Origin of the sequence: Streptomyces prunicolor (assembly GCF_045162825.1) — a bacterium.
Taxonomy (GTDB): Bacteria; Actinomycetota; Actinomycetes; order Streptomycetales; family Streptomycetaceae; genus Streptomyces; species Streptomyces prunicolor.
This window is the reverse complement of sequence record NZ_CP108676.1, coordinates 8,915,261-8,932,050: the sequence shown is the minus strand read 5'-3', so window position 1 is coordinate 8,932,050 and position 16,790 is coordinate 8,915,261. Positions and strand designations below refer to the sequence as shown.

13 protein-coding genes are annotated in these 16,790 nt (G+C 70.1%); 4 read left to right on the top strand and 9 right to left on the bottom strand.

The window, feature by feature from the left end; all coding sequences use genetic code 11:
- Positions 1-21 precede the first annotated feature (21 nt).
- Positions 22-1,017 carry a carboxymuconolactone decarboxylase family protein gene (locus tag OG588_RS40635; protein WP_405951603.1) on the top strand — a complete coding sequence of 332 codons (996 nt, stop codon included), beginning with the start codon at positions 22-24 and terminating at the stop codon, positions 1,015-1,017.
- Positions 1,018-1,190: 173 nt separating this feature from the next.
- Entirely contained in the window at positions 1,191-1,862 is a 672-nt protein-coding gene (locus OG588_RS40630) for a hypothetical protein (RefSeq protein ID WP_405951602.1), read from the top strand.
- A 29-nt stretch (positions 1,863-1,891) separates the two neighbouring features.
- On the opposite strand, the gene OG588_RS40625 is transcribed toward OG588_RS40630, so the two are convergent.
- The 9 genes from OG588_RS40625 to OG588_RS40585 form a co-directional block, all read right to left on the bottom strand.
- A complete protein-coding gene (locus tag OG588_RS40625; RefSeq protein WP_405951601.1) occupies positions 1,892-3,448 on the bottom strand; it encodes an NCS1 family nucleobase:cation symporter-1 in 1,557 nt (518 codons plus the stop codon).
- Positions 3,449-3,627: 179 nt separating this feature from the next.
- A complete protein-coding gene (locus OG588_RS40620) occupies positions 3,628-4,647 on the bottom strand; it encodes a TIGR03842 family LLM class F420-dependent oxidoreductase (RefSeq protein ID WP_266863481.1) in 1,020 nt (339 codons plus the stop codon).
- Between the two features lie 11 nt (positions 4,648-4,658).
- Positions 4,659-6,062: a dihydropyrimidinase gene (gene hydA, locus OG588_RS40615; RefSeq protein ID WP_405951600.1), complete on the bottom strand. Its 1,404-nt coding sequence runs from the start codon at positions 6,060-6,062 to the stop codon at positions 4,659-4,661.
- A 124-nt stretch (positions 6,063-6,186) separates the two neighbouring features.
- On the bottom strand, positions 6,187-7,029 hold the full coding sequence (locus OG588_RS40610) for a nitrilase-related carbon-nitrogen hydrolase (protein WP_019071248.1): 843 nt from the start codon (positions 7,027-7,029) through the stop codon (positions 6,187-6,189).
- Between the two features lie 155 nt (positions 7,030-7,184).
- Entirely contained in the window at positions 7,185-8,765 is a 1,581-nt protein-coding gene (locus OG588_RS40605) for a PucR family transcriptional regulator (RefSeq protein ID WP_405951599.1), read from the bottom strand.
- A gap of 28 nt (positions 8,766-8,793) precedes the next feature.
- Entirely contained in the window at positions 8,794-10,080 is a 1,287-nt protein-coding gene (locus OG588_RS40600; protein ID WP_405951598.1) for an aspartate aminotransferase family protein, read from the bottom strand.
- Positions 10,077-10,919: a nitrilase-related carbon-nitrogen hydrolase gene (locus OG588_RS40595; RefSeq protein WP_033279424.1), complete on the bottom strand. Its 843-nt coding sequence runs from the start codon at positions 10,917-10,919 to the stop codon at positions 10,077-10,079. The genes OG588_RS40600 and OG588_RS40595 overlap by 4 nt, the downstream gene beginning before the upstream one ends.
- 306 nt (positions 10,920-11,225) lie before the next feature.
- On the bottom strand, positions 11,226-12,872 hold the full coding sequence (locus OG588_RS40590) for a hypothetical protein (RefSeq protein ID WP_405951597.1): 1,647 nt from the start codon (positions 12,870-12,872) through the stop codon (positions 11,226-11,228).
- Positions 12,873-13,061: 189 nt separating this feature from the next.
- Positions 13,062-13,313: a helix-turn-helix domain-containing protein gene (locus OG588_RS40585; RefSeq protein ID WP_405951596.1), complete on the bottom strand. Its 252-nt coding sequence runs from the start codon at positions 13,311-13,313 to the stop codon at positions 13,062-13,064.
- 32 nt (positions 13,314-13,345) lie between these two features.
- On the opposite strand from OG588_RS40585, the gene map reads away from it, so the two are divergent.
- Both map and OG588_RS40575 read left to right on the top strand, forming a co-directional pair.
- Complete coding sequence (gene map, locus OG588_RS40580; protein ID WP_405951595.1) at positions 13,346-14,116, top strand: type I methionyl aminopeptidase; 771 nt, start codon at positions 13,346-13,348, stop codon at positions 14,114-14,116.
- A gap of 151 nt (positions 14,117-14,267) precedes the next feature.
- Positions 14,268-16,790, top strand: coding sequence for an ATP-dependent Clp protease ATP-binding subunit (locus OG588_RS40575; RefSeq protein WP_405951594.1), 2,523 nt, complete (start codon positions 14,268-14,270; stop codon positions 16,788-16,790).

The following is a 16,790-nucleotide window of genomic DNA, read 5'->3' as shown; positions in this document are numbered from 1 at the left end:
CCGGCCGCGCACGCTGCTGCCATGCCCACACCCTTCCGGCACACTCAGCCGCCGTCGCCGAAGTCCGCCACCGGCCGCACCGCCGAGGTCTTCGAGCAGATCGCCGTCGACTTCGGGATCGAACGGCCCCCGACCTTCGTGGTCCTGTCCTCCGCGCCCGAACTCCTCGCGCCCGTCTGGGCGTTGATGCGGGAGTCGCTGATCGCGGGCGCCGGCAGCCGCACCGGCAAGGAGCTGGCCGCGCTCGGTGTCTCGCTCGCCAACAAGTGCCCGTTCTGCGCGGACGCGCACACCGTCCTGCTGCACGCCACCGGCGACCACGCCCTCGCCGAGCACCTGGCCCGGGGCGGCACACCGGAGAGCGAGAAGCACGCGCGCGTACTCGACTGGGGCCGCCGGACGCGTGTCCCGGGTGCGCACCTCACGCCGTACCCGTTCCCGCGCGAGCAGGCGCCCGCCTACCTGGGCACCGCCCTCGCCTTCCACTTCATCAACCGCGTCGTGTCGGCCCTGCTGACCGAACAGCTCCTGCCGGGCAACGCCCAGCGGTTCCGAGCCGTACGGAGCCTGGCGGGCCGCAGCGTCGCCCGCACCGTGCGCCGAACTGCCGTACCGGGAGCGGCACTTCCCCTGCTCGACGACCCGGGACCCGGCCCGGAGTGGGCGGCCGGAACGCCGGTGGGCCCGGCCTACGACGCGCTGCGCACGGCCGCGCTCGCGGGCGCAGACCTTCTCGACACCGACGACCGGACGCTCGTACGGGAGACGCTGTGGGCCTGGGACGGGTCGCATCCGCCGGTCGTGCTGCGCGGTTTCCCGAACCGGCGGGAGCGGCCCGCGGCGCGGCTCGCGGTGCTGGCCGCGCTCGCGCCGTACCGGATCACGGAGGAGGATGTCGCCGCCTGGCGACGGCCGGGGCGCGGCGACGCGGGCCTGGTGCGGCTGATCGCGTACGGGGCGTTCGCGGCCGTCGAACGGATCGAGACGACGATGCGGGTGCGTGCCGCGCGGGCGTGAGACGCGGACAAGAGACTGACATTTGGGGATACACAGCCCATCGACAGTGAGGCACTGTCACCGCACAGGCACGGAGCGAGTTCATGCTTTCGCCTCACAGGCTGTCATGTGACACTGGCGTCCCCGTCCGCAGTGCGGACCCGCTCCGCACCATCCCCCACGAGAAGTGCGACTTGCGTTCTCTTCCTCTGCCGCTCGCTCTCACCGCGCGTCTGTCGCCGGTCGTCGTGCTCGCCGCGATGGGCTGGGCCCTGACGTCCGGACCGTTCGCCGCGACGACGACCGCCGACCACAAGTCGACCCCCGACGCCGCCGCCTCGTCCGGGACCTCGGCCCCGTCGACGGCGCCCGTGGCCAAGGCGTACGCCACCTCCCCCGCCCCGTGCGGAAGTGTGGCGGTGGCGACGATCAAGTCGCTCGTCCCGGGCGCGAAGACGGCCGGCAAGGAGATCCCATCGACGGACACGAAGGTGCGCCGCACCTGCTCGTGGAACGCGCTCAAGGGGTACGACTACCGCTGGCTCGACGTGTCGTACGAGATCACGGATTCGGACGCGGCGGCACAGAAGTCGTACACCGAGACAACTACGGAGAAGAGCGGCGGCGGTGCCGTCCCCGGGCTCGGCGACCAGGCCTACTCCATCGTGAACCTCACCACAGAGGACAAGCAGCAGACGCGTGAGGGCACGGTCGTCGTCCGCGCGGGCAACGCGCTGGTGACCATCACGTACAACGGCAGCGACTTCGAGAACAAGAAGGCGCCGAGTACGGACGTCATCAACAAGGGCGCGATCAAGGCCGCCAAGGAGGCGGTGACCGCACTGGAGGGCGGCAAGGCCAGCTAGGCCTCGACCGCCCCCCAGGTGCAGAGCTGCTACGCCTCGACGGTCTCCGGTGCCGTTTCCGTCACCGGTTCCGTCTCCTTCCCGGTCAGCAACGTGAGCACTACGTAGAGCACCATCGACGTGCCCAGGCCCACGGCCCAGCCGTAGTCGGCGAGCGAGGACAGGGCCGGGATGGGCCGGCCGTCGATCAGCGGGTGGAAGTCGGCGCCGCCGACGGCGAGTACGCCACCCACCACGAACGCGACCACGGCCCGCCAGTTCCAGCCGCCGTCGTACCAGTAGCGGCCGCCCTTGCGGTACAGGTCGGCGAGGTCGAGCTTGCCGCGGCGCAGGATCCAGTAGTCGGCGATGAGGATGCCGGCGACCGTGCCGAGCAGACCGCCTACCAGACCGAGCCAGGTGAAGATGTAGCCCTGCGGGTCGGAGTACAGCTTCCACGGGAAGATCAGCACCGCGAGGACGCTGGTCACGAGGGCGCCTGTGCGGAAGCTGATCTTCCGGGGCGCGATGTTGGAGAAGTCGAAGGCCGGCGAGACCAGGTTGGCCGCGATGTTCACGGACAGGGTCGCCACCAGGACGGTCACCAACGCGTACAGCAGGCCTACGACGTTGTCCGTCTTCGCCGCGAGCTGCACCGGGTCCCAGATCGCCGTGCCGTAGACGGCCTGCGAGCCGGAGGTGACCATCACGGACAGAAACGCGAACAGGGTCATCGTGGTCGGCAGACCGAGCGCCTGGCCCCACGTCTGGGCCTTCTGGCTCTTGCCGTAGCGGGTGAAGTCCGGGATGTTCAGGGACAGCGTGGACCAGAAGCCGATCATGCCCATGAGCGAGGGCCAGAACAGCTTCCAGAAGCTGCCGCCCCAACCGAGCTTGGACGGCTGGTCGAAGAGCGGGCCGAAGCCACCGGCCTTGTCGCTCATCCACCACAGCATCACGAACGCGCCGACGAGCACGAAGGGCGCGGCCCAGTTCTCGAAGCGGCGGATCGTCTCCATGCCCCGGTAGATGATGGCCACTTGGAGCACCCAGAACAGCGCGAACGACAGCCACATCGTCCAGGCGTACCCGCCGATGTGTGAGGCGTTGGCCCAACTGTCCCCGATCAGCTTGCCGGCGAGGAAGAAGATCGCCTCACCGCCGATCCAGGTCTGGATGCCGAACCAACCGCAGGCCACCAACGCCCGCACTACGGCAGGGAGGTTGGCGCCGCGCACGCCGAACGAGGCACGCGCGAAGACCGGGAAGGGGATGCCGTACTTCGGTCCCGCGTGCCCGGTGAGCAGCATGGGCACGAGCACGATCAGGTTGGCCAGGGCGATGGTGAACACCGCCTGCTTCCAGTCCATGCCGACGGCGATGAGCCCGGAAGCCAGGGTCCAGGAAGCCGTGTTGTGGGCCATGCCGACCCACAGCGCGGAGAAGTTGTACGTGGTCCAGGTGCGCTTCTCGACGGGTACCGGCAGCAGATCGTCGTTGGCGTACGGACCGCTGGGCAGCGGAGACCCCGGGGCGAGCTCCACCCGCCCGTCGGCGAGGGTGACTTGAGCGGTCGGCTCTATGGCCGTGGGAGCGGTGTCGGTCATGGGCAGGCCAATCAAAACGAGGGGCGGATCCGGAAAGGCCGTGCGGGGGCTTGGCGGGGCCGGGGAAGGGCGGGTGCGTGCTTGCCCTTCCCCGGCCCCGCCACCCCCTCCCCAGGACGGTGGGGAGGGGGAGAACTGGAGTGGGGGGACGGGGAGTTGAGCGGTGGTACGGGTGTGCGTCAGCCGTTGACGGCCGGGATCACCTTCGACCCGTACGCGTCGATCGTGGCTTCCTGCGCGTCGTGCATGTCGTAGACGGCGAACTGGTCGACGCCCAACTCGCGCAGGGCGCTGAGCTTTTCGATCTGCTTCTCGGCCGATCCGATGATGCAGAACCGGTCGACGATCTCGTCGGGCACGAAGGCCGTGTCGGGGTTGTCGGAGCGACCGTGATGCGAATAGTCGTACCCCTCACGGGCCTTGATGTAGTCCGTGAGTTCCTCGGGTACGGCGGCGGAGTGCGCGCCGTACTTGGAGACGAGGTCGGCGACGTGGTTGCCGACCATGCCGCCGAACCAGCGGCACTGGTCGCGCGCGTGGGCGAGCGCCTCGGGCGAGTCGTCCTCGGTGACGTAGGCCGGGGCGGCGACGCAGATCTTGACCTCGGACGGGTCGCGTCCGGCGGCGACGGCCGCGTCCTTGACCGCCTTCACCATGTACTCGGTGAGGTAGAGGTCCGAGAGCTGGAGGATGAAGCCGTCGGCCTCCTCGCCGGTCATCTTCAGCGCCTTGGGGCCGTACGCGGCCATCCAGACCGGGAGTTGGGCGTCCTCCTTGGCCCAGGGGAACTTGATGACCGTGCCGCCGAGGTCCGCCTCCTGGCCGGAGCCGAGCGCCCTGATGACCTTCATGGCCTCGCTGATCCGGGCGAGCGTGTTCGGGGCGCGGCCCGCGACGCGCATCGCGGAGTCGCCGCGGCCGATACCGCAGACCGTGCGGTTGCCGAACATGTCGTTCAGGGTGGCGAAGGTGGAGGCGGTGACCTCCCAGGTGCGGGTGCCCGGGTTGGTGACCATCGGGCCGACCGTCAACTTCGTGGTGTTGGCCAGGATCTGACTGTAGATCACGAACGGCTCCTGCCACAGCACGGCGGAGTCGAAGGTCCAGCCGTAGGTGAAGCCGTTGCGCTCGGCGCGCTTCATCAGGCTGATGACCCGCGAGGCCGGCGGGTCGGTTTGGAGTACGAGTCCGAAGTCCATTGGCGCCGCTCCTAGTTGAGGTACTGACTGGTGGCACGCGGGGTGTAGACGCCGTGGCCCGCGTGCCCGGTGTACTCCCGCTCGGTGATGACGAGTTCGCCGCGCGAGAGGACGGTCTCGACGCGGCCGGTGAGGCGCTTGCCCTCGTACGCCGAGTAGTCGACGTTCATGTGGTGCGTCTCGGCGGAGACGATCTGCTCGGCGTGCGGGTCGTAGATGACGACGTCGGCGTCGGCGCCCGGGGCGATGGTGCCCTTCTTCGGGTAGAGGCCGAACATCCGCGCCGGGGAGGCGCAGGCGATCTCGATCCAGCGGCGGCGGCTGATGTGGCCGTCGACGACGCCCTGGTGGAGCAGGTCCATGCGGTTCTCGACGCCCGGCATGCCGTTGGGGATCTTCGAGAAGTCCCCGCGCCCCAGCTCCTTCTGGCCCACGAAGCAGAAGGGGCAGTGGTCGGTGGAGACGACCTGGAGGTCATTGGTGCGCAGGCCCTGCCACAGCTTGGCCTGGTGCTCCTTGGGCCGAAGGGGCGTGCTGCACACGTACTTCGCGCCCTCGAAGTCGGGCTCGGCGAGGTTGTCCGTCGACAGGAACAGGTACTGCGGACAGGTCTCGCCGAAGACGGGGAGGCCCTCGTCGCGCGCCTTGGCCAGCTCGGCGACCGCCTCCATCGCGGAGACGTGCACGACGTAGAGCGGGGCGCCCGCGACCTGCGCGAGCTTGATCGCGCGGTGGGTCGCCTCGGCTTCGAGGAGGGCCTTGCGGACCTCGCCGTGGTAGCGGGGGTCCCGCTCGCCGCGGGCCAGCGCCTGCTCCACGAGGACGTCGATCGCGATGCCGTTCTCGGCGTGCATCATGATCAACCCGCCGTTGTCGGCGGCGCGTTGCATGGCGCGCAGGATCTGGCCGTCGTCGCTGTAGAAGACGCCCGGGTAGGCCATGAACTGCTTGAAGGAGGTGACGCCCTCCTGCACCAGCAGGTCCATCTCCTTGAGGGTGTCCTCGTTGACGTCGGAGACGATCATGTGGAAGCCGTAGTCGATGGCGCAGTTGCCCTCGGCCTTGGCGTGCCAGGCGTCGAGGCCCTCGCGGAGGGCTCCGCCGACGCTCTGGATGGCGAAGTCGACGATGGTCGTCGTACCGCCCCAGGCGGCGGCCCGGGTGCCGGTCTCGAAGGTGTCGGCCGCCTTCGTTCCGCCGAACGGCATCTCCATGTGGGTGTGGGCGTCCACACCGCCCGGGATGACGTACTTCCCGGTGGCGTCGATGACCTTCTCGGCGGTCCAGCCGTCGGCCGTCGGCGTACCGGAGGTGGCCAGGGCTGCGATGCGGCCGTCTTCGATCAGGACGTCGGCGTGGAGTTCGTCGGACGCGGTGATGACTAGGCCGCCGCGGATTACGGTACGGGTGCTCATTGTTTTGACTCCGCTGGATTGTGGTCTGGTGCGGGTCTGTGGGGGCTGGGCGCGCCCCGCGGCCAAGCCGCCAATGGACGCTGCCCCGCGCCCCTAAAAGCGGGGCGCGGGTGCCATGCGTGTTTTACGGGGCGGTCAGCGGGCCGTACGCATCCGGGCGGCGGTCGCGGTAGAACTGCCAGCGGTCTCGGACTTCGCGCAGCTTGGCCAAGTCCAGGTCCCGGACGACGAGTTCGGGCTCCTTGTCGCTGGCCACCTCGCCGACGAACTGGGCCTCCGGGTCGACGAAGTACGTCGTGCCGTAGAAGTCGTTGTCGCCCAACTCCTCTACGCCCACTCGGTTGATGGCGCCGACGAAGTACTCGTTGGCCGCCGCGGCAGCGGGCTGCTCCAGCTGCCAGAGGTAGGCGGAGAGGCCGCGCGAGGTCGCCGACGGGTTGAAGACGATCTCCGCACCCGCGAGGCCCAGCGCACGCCAGCCCTCCGGGAAGTGCCGGTCGTAGCAGATGTAGACGCCGATCTTGCCGACCTTGGTGTCGAAGATGGGCCAGCCGCTGTTGCCCGGACGGAAGTAGAACTTCTCCCAGAATCCGGGGACTTGGGGAATGTGGTGCTTGCGGTACTTGCCCAGGTACGAGCCGTCCGCGTCGATCACGGCGGCCGTGTTGTAGAGGACGCCCGGCTGCTCCTCCTCGTACATCGGCAGGACCAGGACGATGCCGTGCTCCTTGGCGAGCGCCTGGAAGCGCTTGACGATCGGGCCGTCCGGGATCGCCTCGGCGTACTCGTAGAACGCCTTGTCCTGGACCTGGCAGAAGTACGGTCCGTAGAACAGCTCCTGGAAGCACAGGACTTGAGCACCCTGCGCGGCCGCGTCGCGGACCGCCTGCTCGTGTACCTGGATCATGGACTCCTTGTCGCCCGTCCAGGCTGTCTGGAAGAGAGCGGCACGAATCACTGTGCTCATCGGGACCTCCGGTCGCTAGGTGTGCGAGGAGCTTAGGAAGCCCTGAAGTCGGGTTTGAGTTGCACGGTGTCACGTCTGCGGGCGCGCGGCGTTCCACGGTGTCACCCTGTCGTGGCCGCATGTTTCACCGCCGTTTTCGCAGGTAGTCCCATGTTTCACCCCTGTTGCGCGTCGTGCGCGAGGAGCGCGATGTGCACCGATGCGGCCTGCTCGAAGTCGTCGAGGTCGACCCCGAGCCGCCCCTCTATCGCCTCCAGCCGGCGGTACAGCGCGGGCCGCGACACGTGGTGGAGCTGCGCGGTGCGCGACTTGTTGCGGCCGGTGGCCAGATAGGTGCGCAGTACGGCGAGCAGGTCCTCGTCGGCCGCGCACAGCAGCCCGTCCAACTCCCGCTCGGCGAAGGACTGCACCTGCGGGTCGTCCCGCAACAGCCTGATCAGGCCGCGCAGATGAACGTCCTTGAGGCGTACGACGGCGGGGAGGTCGAGGGCGTCGCTGGAGTCGGCCACGGCGTCGGCGACGTGCTGTGCCTCGCGCAGACCGGCGGGCACGTCGTCCCAGACGGTGCGCTGACCGGCGGCGGCCACCACCGCCTTCAACGCCCCCGACTCGGTGCGCAGTCGGCTCGCGAAGTGCGCGGCGAGGGCGTCCGCGTCCTGGTCGCGGGGCAGGCTGAGCAGGACGGCGGTGACACCGTCGGCCAGTTCGGCGACGAGTCCGGGGAGCCCCAACAGCCGTAGCACGCGGTCGAGTTGGACCGTGTCGCCGTCGCGTACGACCATCGGGACGAAGGTGCGCCGGTTGACGGGGAGTCCGGCCGCGCGGGCGCGGGGCAGGAGTTGGCGAGCCGGTACGACACCGCTCGCGAGGTCGGTCATCAGGCTCTGGGCGGACTGTTCCTCCCAGGTGTGGGCGGAGCCGCCGAGCATGCGGTGCAGGACGAGGGCCTCGGCGGCGCGGTCGGCGAGGAGGCGTCCGGTGGCGGTGTCGCCGCGGTAGCCGCACAGCATGATCTGGCCCCACCGCTCACCGCGCCCGCCCAGTTCGGCGCGGATCCAGCCGTCGCCCTCACTGCCACCGGCCTGCCGGGAGATGCGCTCCCAGTCGCGCAGCACGTCGTCCACGGCGGACCGCTCCCCCGCCGTGGCGAGGACGCGGTGCGCGAGGTTGGTGACGACGACCGGGCAGGCGCTGTGCGCGGCGACCTCGTCGAGCAGGCTCTGCAGCGGGGCGCCGCCGGTGATGAGTCCGGTGAGCGCGGTCCGTACGGCCTCGGAGAGACTCACGGCGGCGAACTTCCGCCGCACGAGCCGGGATTGGACCTCTTCCGTCAACTCCGCGAAGGGGAAGGGCCGGTGGAGCACCACCATGGGCAACCCGCACCGCTCGGCCGCCCGGCGCATCACGTCCGGCGGGGCGGGAAAGGCCCGTCCCAGGCCGAGTACGACGGCCGAGGCCTCCGCGCGGTGCAGGGACTGGATGTACTCGGCCTGCGCCGCCTCGTCACCGGCGAGGAGCACGCCGGTGGTGAGGACCATCTCGCCGCCGGTGAGCATCACGCCGACGTCGGCGGCCTCGGCGACGTGCACCCAGCGCACGGGCCGGTCGAGTTGGCTCGCGCCGGCCACCACCTCGGGTTCCCCGGCGAGGACCCGTTCCAGGGCGAGGACCTGGCGCACCGACAGCGCGGGCTCCAGGGCGTCCAGGGTTCCGAGGGTTCCCAAGGTGGTGGTCATGACGGTCTTCCCTTGTTCAGCGTGTGCTCTACTGCGTGCTCCTCAGAGCCCGTTCGAGGATCGCGGCGCCCTCCTCGGCCTCCGCGACGGTCAGGGACAGGGGCGGGGCGATGCGCAGGGCGCTGGTGTTGTGTCCGCCGCCCTTGCCGATCAACAGGCCTCCCTCGCGGGCCGCTTCGAGTACGGCGGACGCGGCATCCGGGTCGGCCTCGTCGGTGCCCGGCTTCACCAGCTCGACGCCGATCATCAGCCCGCGCCCGCGAACTTCCCGTACGCCGGGATGCTGTGCGGCGACGGCCCGCAGCCGCTCGATGAGGAGGCCGCCGACGCGGCGGGCGTTGCCCTGGAGGTCGTGCTCCAGCAGATAGGTGAGGTTGGCGAGACCGGCCGCCATGGTGATCTGAGTGCCGCCGAAGGTCGAAATACTGTTGGAGTCCAGGCAGTTCATGATCTCGGCGCGGGCGACGACACCGCCGATGGACATGCCGTTGCCGATACCCTTGGCGAAGGTGAGGATGTCCGGCGGCCCGTTCTCCGCGTGCGCCTGCCAGCCCCAGAAGTGGTCGCCGGTACGGCCCCAGCCGGTCTGCACCTCATCCGCGATCCACAACACCCCGCGCTCGGCGAGGACTTCGCGGAAGGCGGCGTAGAGACCGTCGGGCGGGGAGGTGAACCCGCCGACGCCCTGCACCGGTTCGGCGATCAGCGCGGCGGGCGGTCGGACGTGACCGAGCAGATCCTTCAGGTCCTCGACGCAGGCCGCGATGAACTCGGCGTCGTTCAGGTCGGCGTAGGGTCCGCGCGTCCGCACGCCTCCGTGGACGTACAGCGTCTGGAGCGGGGAGAGCGAGGTCGGGGACCAGCCGCGGTTGCCGGTGATGCCGACCGTGCTGAAGGAGCGGCCGTGGTAGCTGTTGCGCATGGCCAGGATCTGGTTGCTGCGCCGGTAGGTCGTGGCCAGCATCAGGGCGGTGTCGTTGGCCTCGGTGCCCGAGGTGGTGAAGAAGACGCGGGCGTCCGGGATGCCGGACAACTGGGCGACGCGCTCGGCGAGTTCGACCATCGGCCGGTTGAGGTAGAGCGTGGACGAGTGGTTGATCCGCCCGGCCTGCTCACTCACCGCCTTGGTGACCTCGGGGAGCGCGTGCGCGGTCATGGTGGTGAGGATGCCGCCGAAGAAGTCGAGGTACTTGTTGCCCTCGGCGTCCCAGACGTGCCGGCCCTCGCCGTGCGTGATCTCCAACGGGTCTTGGTAGTACAGGGCGAGCCAGTCGGGGAGCACGTCCCGGTGGCGTCCCAACAGGTCCTTGGTCACGGCTGCACCAACCCTTCGTAGGCGTCGGGACGCCGGTCGCGGTAGAACGCCCACTGCTGGCGGACTTCCTCGATCAACCCGAAGTCCAGGTCGCGCACGACGAGTTCCTCGTCCTTGTCGCTGGCGGCCTCGCCGACGAACTGGCCTCGCGGGTTGACGAAGTACGACGTCCCGTAAAAGTCGTTGTCCCCGTACTCCTCCTGTCCCACACGGTTGATCGCTGCGATGAAGTACTCGTTGGCGACCGCGGCGGCCGGCTGCTCCAGCTGCCAGAGGTAGGCGGAGAGGCCGCGCGAGGTGGCGGACGGGTTGTAGACCAACTGCGCTCCGTTGAGCCCGAGTTGGCGCCAGCCCTCCGGGAAGTGGCGGTCGTAGCAGATGTAGACGCCGACCTTGCCGACCGCGGTGTCGAAGACGGGCCAGCCCGCGTTGCCCGGCCTGAAGTAGTACTTCTCCCAGAAGCCCTTGACCTGCGGGATGTGGTGCTTGCGGTACTTGCCGAGGAAGGTGCCGTCGGCGTCGATCACGGCCGCGGTGTTGTAGTAGAAGCCGTCCTGCTCGATCTCGAAGACCGGGACGACGATCACCATGCCGGTCTCGCGCGCGAGCTGTTGCATACGACGCACGGTCGGCCCGTCGGGCACCGGCTCGGCCCAGCTGTAGTGCTCGGGTTCCTGGACCTGACAGAAGTAGGGGGCGTTGAACACCTCCTGGAACCCGATGATCTGGGCGCCCTGGCGGGCCGCCTCGCGGGCGTGTTCCTCGTGTTTCGCCACCATGGACTCGGTGTCGCCGGTCCAGGTGGCCTGGACCAGAGCGGCGCGTACGACGTTGGCCATGAGCTGCTCCTTCGACGGGACGCCAGAGCCTCTACGCCCGTAGACAAGGCCGTAGAGGGATGAACGTAAGCCTCCGAAGGAGCCTTGCCAAGACCATCGCCGTTAACCCGCGGAGTCGATCGCGTTTCACCCTCCGGTGGGTGAGCCGCTGGGCCGCCTAGACGGCTCCGACGGACTCCGTGCAGTGCAGCGCCCCGAAAGGGGCGCGAGGCTGTATCGATATGCGGCTCCGCCGCGTGAGCGCGACCAGCCCCCACCGACGCGCAGCCAAAAACCGCGTACCCGACCGCTAACCCAGCGGAGCGCTCACGCGCTGAAGCCCGCCACCCGCAAGGCGTGCACCAGATCCCAGTGGCACTCGTCCGAGGCGCCCTGCGCGGCCTCCAGCAGCAGCGGAACCAGCTGCTGCGGGTCGGCGGCCACGCTGCGGGCCGCCTCCTCAGGGGTGCGGACCCGGACGTAGGCGTCGAGAAGCGCGCGGATCTCCCGGCGGCGCCCCTCCGCGACCAGCGCGAGCACGACCTCGCCTATCTCCTCGGCGGGGCGGGCCACGCCCTGCCGCAGGATCTGCTCGCCGTCCGCCGTGCGGCCCGCCGCGACCAACGCGTCCGCCGCGCCGACCAGCCGGTCGGCGGGCAGCGAGGCGGCCTCCCACAGGAGCGTCGCCCAGTCCGCGCCGAGCCCGGCGCGCTGGAGCTCGGCCGCGAGCAGCGGGAACCGCGCGGCGGGCCAGTAGGCGGCCTCGGCGAGCAGCGCGTGCGCCTCGCCGCTACGGCCCTCGCGCCGCAGCCCCACGAGCCGCTGCACGGCCTCCAGGGTGGCCTGCCGCGCCTCGTCGTCCAACGCCTCACGCTTCGGCTGCGCCCGCTCGACCGGCCGCGCGGCCCCGGCGAAACGGGCCCCGCGCGGGGTACGGCGGGTGGCAGGCGCGGGTGCGGGGGTTTCGGGTACGGCGGCTACGGGGCTCGGTGCCGGGGCGGCGGCGTCGTCCTCGGCGAGGCCGGCGAAGCGGGCGCTGCCTCGGCGGCGCTTGCGTTGCTTGGGGGCGGGGGCCTGGTCGACGGCGGCCCGGTCGGGGGTCTCGGTCGCACCCGTCGTGAGGTCCGGTTCCGGGTTGCCGTAGTCGGGGTTCGCGCGCTCGAACTCCTCGTAGCCGCGGCGCGCGTCCGGGGCCTGGCCGTCCCCGTACGTCCCCTCGTAGCCGGCGTGCTCGCGGCTCGTGGTGTCCGGCTGCCAGTAGTCGGGGTCCGCGGCGCGTCCGGCATCGTCGTATCCGCCCTGCGGTCCGGTGACGGGTATCTGCTCGGCGTCGCGCTGGCGGGGCAGTCGGTGCGGGGCGGAGTTCTGGTCGTACGCGGCGGTGTTCTGGTCCTGGAAGGTGTCGTCGACCCGGAACACGTTGCCGTGCCGGTCGCGGTGGATGCCCCGAGTGCCCTGGATGTGGACGTAGTTGTCCAACTGCTCGATGCGGGCGCGGAGTTCGGCGCAGCGGGCGGTGGCGCGCTCGTGGTCGTCGTGGGCCCAGGCGAGGTCGAGGCGGAGGGCGTCGGCCGCTTCCTGAGTGGTGGCGGCGTTGAGCAACCGCCCCAGCTTCGCCTGCGTTTCGGCCGCGTACTTCTGCTCACGGAGCATCACATCGAGCCGGTCGCTGAGGGCGTCACGGCTGCCGGGACGGGCGTCGAACGCGGCGAGCGCGGCGGCGTGCAGGGCGCTGGCCCGCTCCTTCTCCTGGGTCGCGACAGCGTGGCCGTACTCCGCGGCGAGGTCCTGGAGCAGCGCCTCCACCACGTCCCAGGGCGGCACTTCACGCCCGCTCAGACAGGCTTGCATGCCATCGGGATCGCGCTGCCAGAACACCCCGCACCAGCCGCCGCCCTGGTCAAGGCGCGCCAGAAGTCCGTCGAGGTAGTTCGCGAACTCCCGCACCTGTCCGGGGAGTTGATCCACAGCCATGCCCCAACTCCCGCCAGACCGGAATGCTCCGATCCGTAGAAAACACCATTTGTGTTACGACGCGGCTACGGAAGCTTTTCGAGCCGGGCGCAGAGGTCTGGGAGCCTACGCCTCCCGACTATGAGCCCGCCGGGTTCACGCCGGATCCGACGCACGTCTCCCGTCAAGGTGGGGTAAACACTCTCGGGTTCAGGCCGCCAACGGCGCGCACCTGACCACGAGTTCGTCCATGGACAGCCCGAGCGCTTCGGCGAGGGCGGACACGGTGAAGAAGGCCGGCGTCGGTGCCCGGCCCGTCTCGATCTTGCGGAGGGTCTCCGCCGAGACGCCCGCGTGCGCCGCCACGTCCGTCATGCTCCGGCCACCACGGGCCTCGCGGAGCAGCCGGCCGAGCCGTTCGCCGCGTTCGCGCTCTTCGGGGGTGAGAGGGGTGCGTACCATGCCGTCATTCTAATACCGGTATAGTAATTGGCATGGTGGAACTCAAGACGGACACGTCTATCGATGCGATGTACGAGGCGGGCCAGGTCGTGGCCCGCGCCCTCACGGCCGTGCGGGAGGCCGCCGACGTGGGCGTATCCCTGCTGGAACTGGACGAGGTGGCGCACGACGTGCTGCGTGCGGCCGGCGCGGGTTCCCCCTTCCTCGGCTACCGCCCCGCCTTCGCGCCCACCGCGTTCCCCGCGGTCATCTGCGCCTCCGTGAACGACGCGATCGTGCACGGCATCCCGGACGGCTACCTGCTGCGCGACGGCGACCTGGTCTCGATCGACTTCGGCGCCAAGCTGGGCGGCTGGGCCGGCGACTCGGCGATCAGCTTCATCGTCGGCGAGCCGCGCCCCGCCGACGTCCGCCTGATCGACACCGCCGAGCGCGCGCTGGCGGCGGGCATCGACGCGGCCGTCGTCGGCAACCGCATCGGCGACATCGCCCACGCGATCGGCACGGTGTGCCGCACGGCCGGCTACGGCATCATGGAGGACTTCGGCGGCCACGGCATCGGCCGCCAGATGCACGAGGACCCCGGAGTCCCGAACGAGGGCCGCCCCGGCCGCGGCCTCCCCCTCCGCCACGGCATGGTCATCGCGATCGAGCCCATGCTGATCGCGAGCGGCCGCGACGACTACCACGCGGCGAAGGACGGCTGGACCCTCAAGACAAACGACGGCTCAAGAGCGGCCCACGTGGAACACACGGTGGCGATCACGGAGGCGGGTCCAAGGGTGCTGACCGAGCGCCGGTAAGGGAAGCGCCCCTCAAGGGCGCGGGGCTGTGTCGATTTGCGGCTCCGCCGCGTAGGCGCGACCAGCCACAACGCACCCGCAGACAAAAACCATCTGCAATCCCCCCAAACCTGCACATGCCCCACGCAGTGGCCCGTGCCATGGTGGATTGATGACCAGCGGCTACACAGACCCGGAAAACGACCCGTTCGGCGAGTTCCTGGCCCGCTTCTTCGACGGAGCCGCCCGCCCTGGCCCACGGGACGTGGACATAGGCCGCCTACTCAGCCAGCCGGCCAGAGACCTCGTTCGCGGCGCCGCCCAGTACGCCGCAGAACACGGCAGCCACGACCTGGACACCCAGCACCTACTCCGCGCCGCCCTGTCCGTGGAGCCAACCCGTGACCTCCTCACCCGGGCAGGCGCAGACCCCGACTCCCTAGCCGCAGAGATCGACGAGCGCTCAGGACCCGCCCAACCCCCGGAGGGCACGTCGCTCGCCCTCACCCCGGCCGTCAAACGCGCCCTCCTGGACGCCCACGACCTGGCCAGGGCGGGCGGCACCGGATACATCGGCCCCGAACACGTCCTGGGCGCACTCGCCGCGAACCCGGACTCGGCGGCCGGTCACATCCTGAACGCGGCCCGCTACGCCCCCACGGGCCTGCCGCCCGAACCCATGGACGGCACACAGCCCCGCACGGACCAGCCCCGCCCCACCGCCACCCCCACCCTCGACAAGTACAGCCGCGATCTCACCGACCTGGCCCGCCACGGCCGAATCGACCCGGTGATCGGCCGCGACGAGGAGATCGAGCAGACCATCGAGGTGCTGTCCCGGCGCGGCAAGAACAACCCGGTGCTGATCGGCGACGCGGGGGTGGGCAAGACCGCGATCGTGGAGGGCCTCGCGCAGCGCATCATCGACGGCGATGTACCGGACGTACTGGTGGGGCGGCGAGTCGTCGCACTCGACCTCACCGGCGTGGTCGCGGGCACCCGTTTCCGGGGCGACTTCGAGGAGCGGCTGACGAACATCGTCGGCGAGATCCGCGCCCACTCGGACGAACTGATCGTGTTCATCGACGAGTTGCACACCGTGGTCGGCGCGGGCGGTGGCGGCGAGAGCGGCTCCATGGACGCCGGCAACATCCTCAAACCGGCCCTCGCGCGCGGCGAGTTGCACATCGTGGGCGCTACGACCCTTGAGGAGTGCCGCCGGATCGAGAAGGACGCGGCGCTGGCCCGCAGGTTCCAGCCGATCCTCGTGCCCGAACCGACCGTCCCGGACGCGATCGAGATCCTGCGCGGACTGCGCGACCGCTACGAGGCGCACCACCAAGTCCGTTACACCGACGAGGCGTTGGTGGCCGCCGTAGAGCTCTCGGACCGCTATCTCACCGACCGCAGGCTGCCCGACAAGGCGATCGACCTGATCGACCAGGCGGGCGCGCGGGTGCGGCTCCGGGCGCGCACGAAGGGCGCGGACGTACGGGCCCTGGAGAGCGAGGTGGAGCAGCTCTCCCGGGACAAGGACCAGGCGGCGGCCGACGAGGACTATGAGAAGGCGACCCAACTCCGGGACCGTATCGCCGACTTGAAGGTACGGCTGACCGAGGCCGGTGGAGAAGACCGGGGCGACGAGGGCCAGCACCTGGAGGTCACCGGCGAAGCGATCGCCGAGGTCGTGTCACGGCAGACCGGTATCCCGGTGAGCAGTCTCACGGCGGAGGAGAAGGACCGGTTGCTCGGTCTGGAGGAGCATCTGCACCGCCGGGTCGTCGGCCAGGAGGAGGCGGTCCGGGTCGTGTCGGACGCGGTGCTGCGCTCCCGCGCCGGGCTGGCGAGCCCGGACCGGCCGATCGGCAGCTTCCTGTTCCTGGGCCCAACCGGCGTCGGCAAGACGGAACTTGCCCGCGCGCTCGCCGAGGCCCTGTTCGGCAGCGAGGACCGCATGGTCCGCCTGGACATGAGCGAGTACCAGGAACGGCACACGGTCAGCCGTCTCGTCGGCGCTCCGCCCGGCTACGTCGGCCACGAGGAGGCCGGTCAACTCACCGAGGCCGTACGCCGACACCCGTACTCGCTGCTCCTCCTCGACGAGGTCGAGAAGGCACACCCGGACGTCTTCAACATCCTGCTCCAGGTCCTGGACGACGGCCGGTTGACCGACGCGCAGGGCCGCACGGTCGACTTCACCAACACGGTGATCGTGATGACCAGCAACCTCGGCTCCGAGGCGATCACCCGGCGCGGTGCCGGTATCGGCTTCGGCCCGGGCGGCGCCGACGCGGACGAGGAGGCCCGGCGCGAGCAGATCCTGCGCCCGCTGCGCGAGCACTTCCGCCCCGAGTTCCTCAACCGCATCGACGAGATCGTCGTCTTCCGCCGGCTCACCGCCGAGCAACTCCGCCTGATCACCGAGCTGTTGCTGGAACACACCCGCCGACTCCTGCACGCGCAGGGCATCACGGTCACGTTCACGGACCCGGCCGTCGACTGGCTCTCCCGCCACGGCTATCAACCCGAGTACGGCGCCCGCCCGTTGCGCCGCACCATCCAGCGCGAGGTCGACAACCGGCTGTCGCGACTGCTTCTGGACGGCACGGTCGCGGAGGGCGGCCAGGTGACGGTGGGCGTAGAGGGCGATCACTTGGTGTTCAACAGACAGAACCTGTCAAGCGCCCCTGCCTGA

Excerpts from the sequence above, each read along its gene's own strand:
- OG588_RS40635 (WP_405951603.1), top strand. The coding sequence starts at position 22 with ATGCCCACACCCTTCCGGCACACTCAGCCGCCGTCGCCGAAGTCCGCC.
- OG588_RS40625 (WP_405951601.1), bottom strand. The coding sequence starts at position 3,448 with ATGACCGACACCGCTCCCACGGCCATAGAGCCGACCGCTCAAGTCACC.
- OG588_RS40620 (WP_266863481.1), bottom strand. The coding sequence starts at position 4,647 with ATGGACTTCGGACTCGTACTCCAAACCGACCCGCCGGCCTCGCGGGTC.
- hydA (WP_405951600.1), bottom strand. The coding sequence starts at position 6,062 with ATGAGCACCCGTACCGTAATCCGCGGCGGCCTAGTCATCACCGCGTCC.
- OG588_RS40610 (WP_019071248.1), bottom strand. The coding sequence starts at position 7,029 with ATGAGCACAGTGATTCGTGCCGCTCTCTTCCAGACAGCCTGGACGGGC.
- OG588_RS40605 (WP_405951599.1), bottom strand. The coding sequence starts at position 8,765 with ATGACCACCACCTTGGGAACCCTCGGAACCCTGGACGCCCTGGAGCCC.
- OG588_RS40595 (WP_033279424.1), bottom strand. The coding sequence starts at position 10,919 with ATGGCCAACGTCGTACGCGCCGCTCTGGTCCAGGCCACCTGGACCGGC.
- OG588_RS40590 (WP_405951597.1), bottom strand. The coding sequence starts at position 12,872 with ATGGCTGTGGATCAACTCCCCGGACAGGTGCGGGAGTTCGCGAACTAC.
- OG588_RS40585 (WP_405951596.1), bottom strand. The coding sequence starts at position 13,313 with ATGGTACGCACCCCTCTCACCCCCGAAGAGCGCGAACGCGGCGAACGG.
- map (WP_405951595.1), top strand. The coding sequence starts at position 13,346 with ATGGTGGAACTCAAGACGGACACGTCTATCGATGCGATGTACGAGGCG.
- OG588_RS40575 (WP_405951594.1), top strand. The coding sequence starts at position 14,268 with ATGACCAGCGGCTACACAGACCCGGAAAACGACCCGTTCGGCGAGTTC.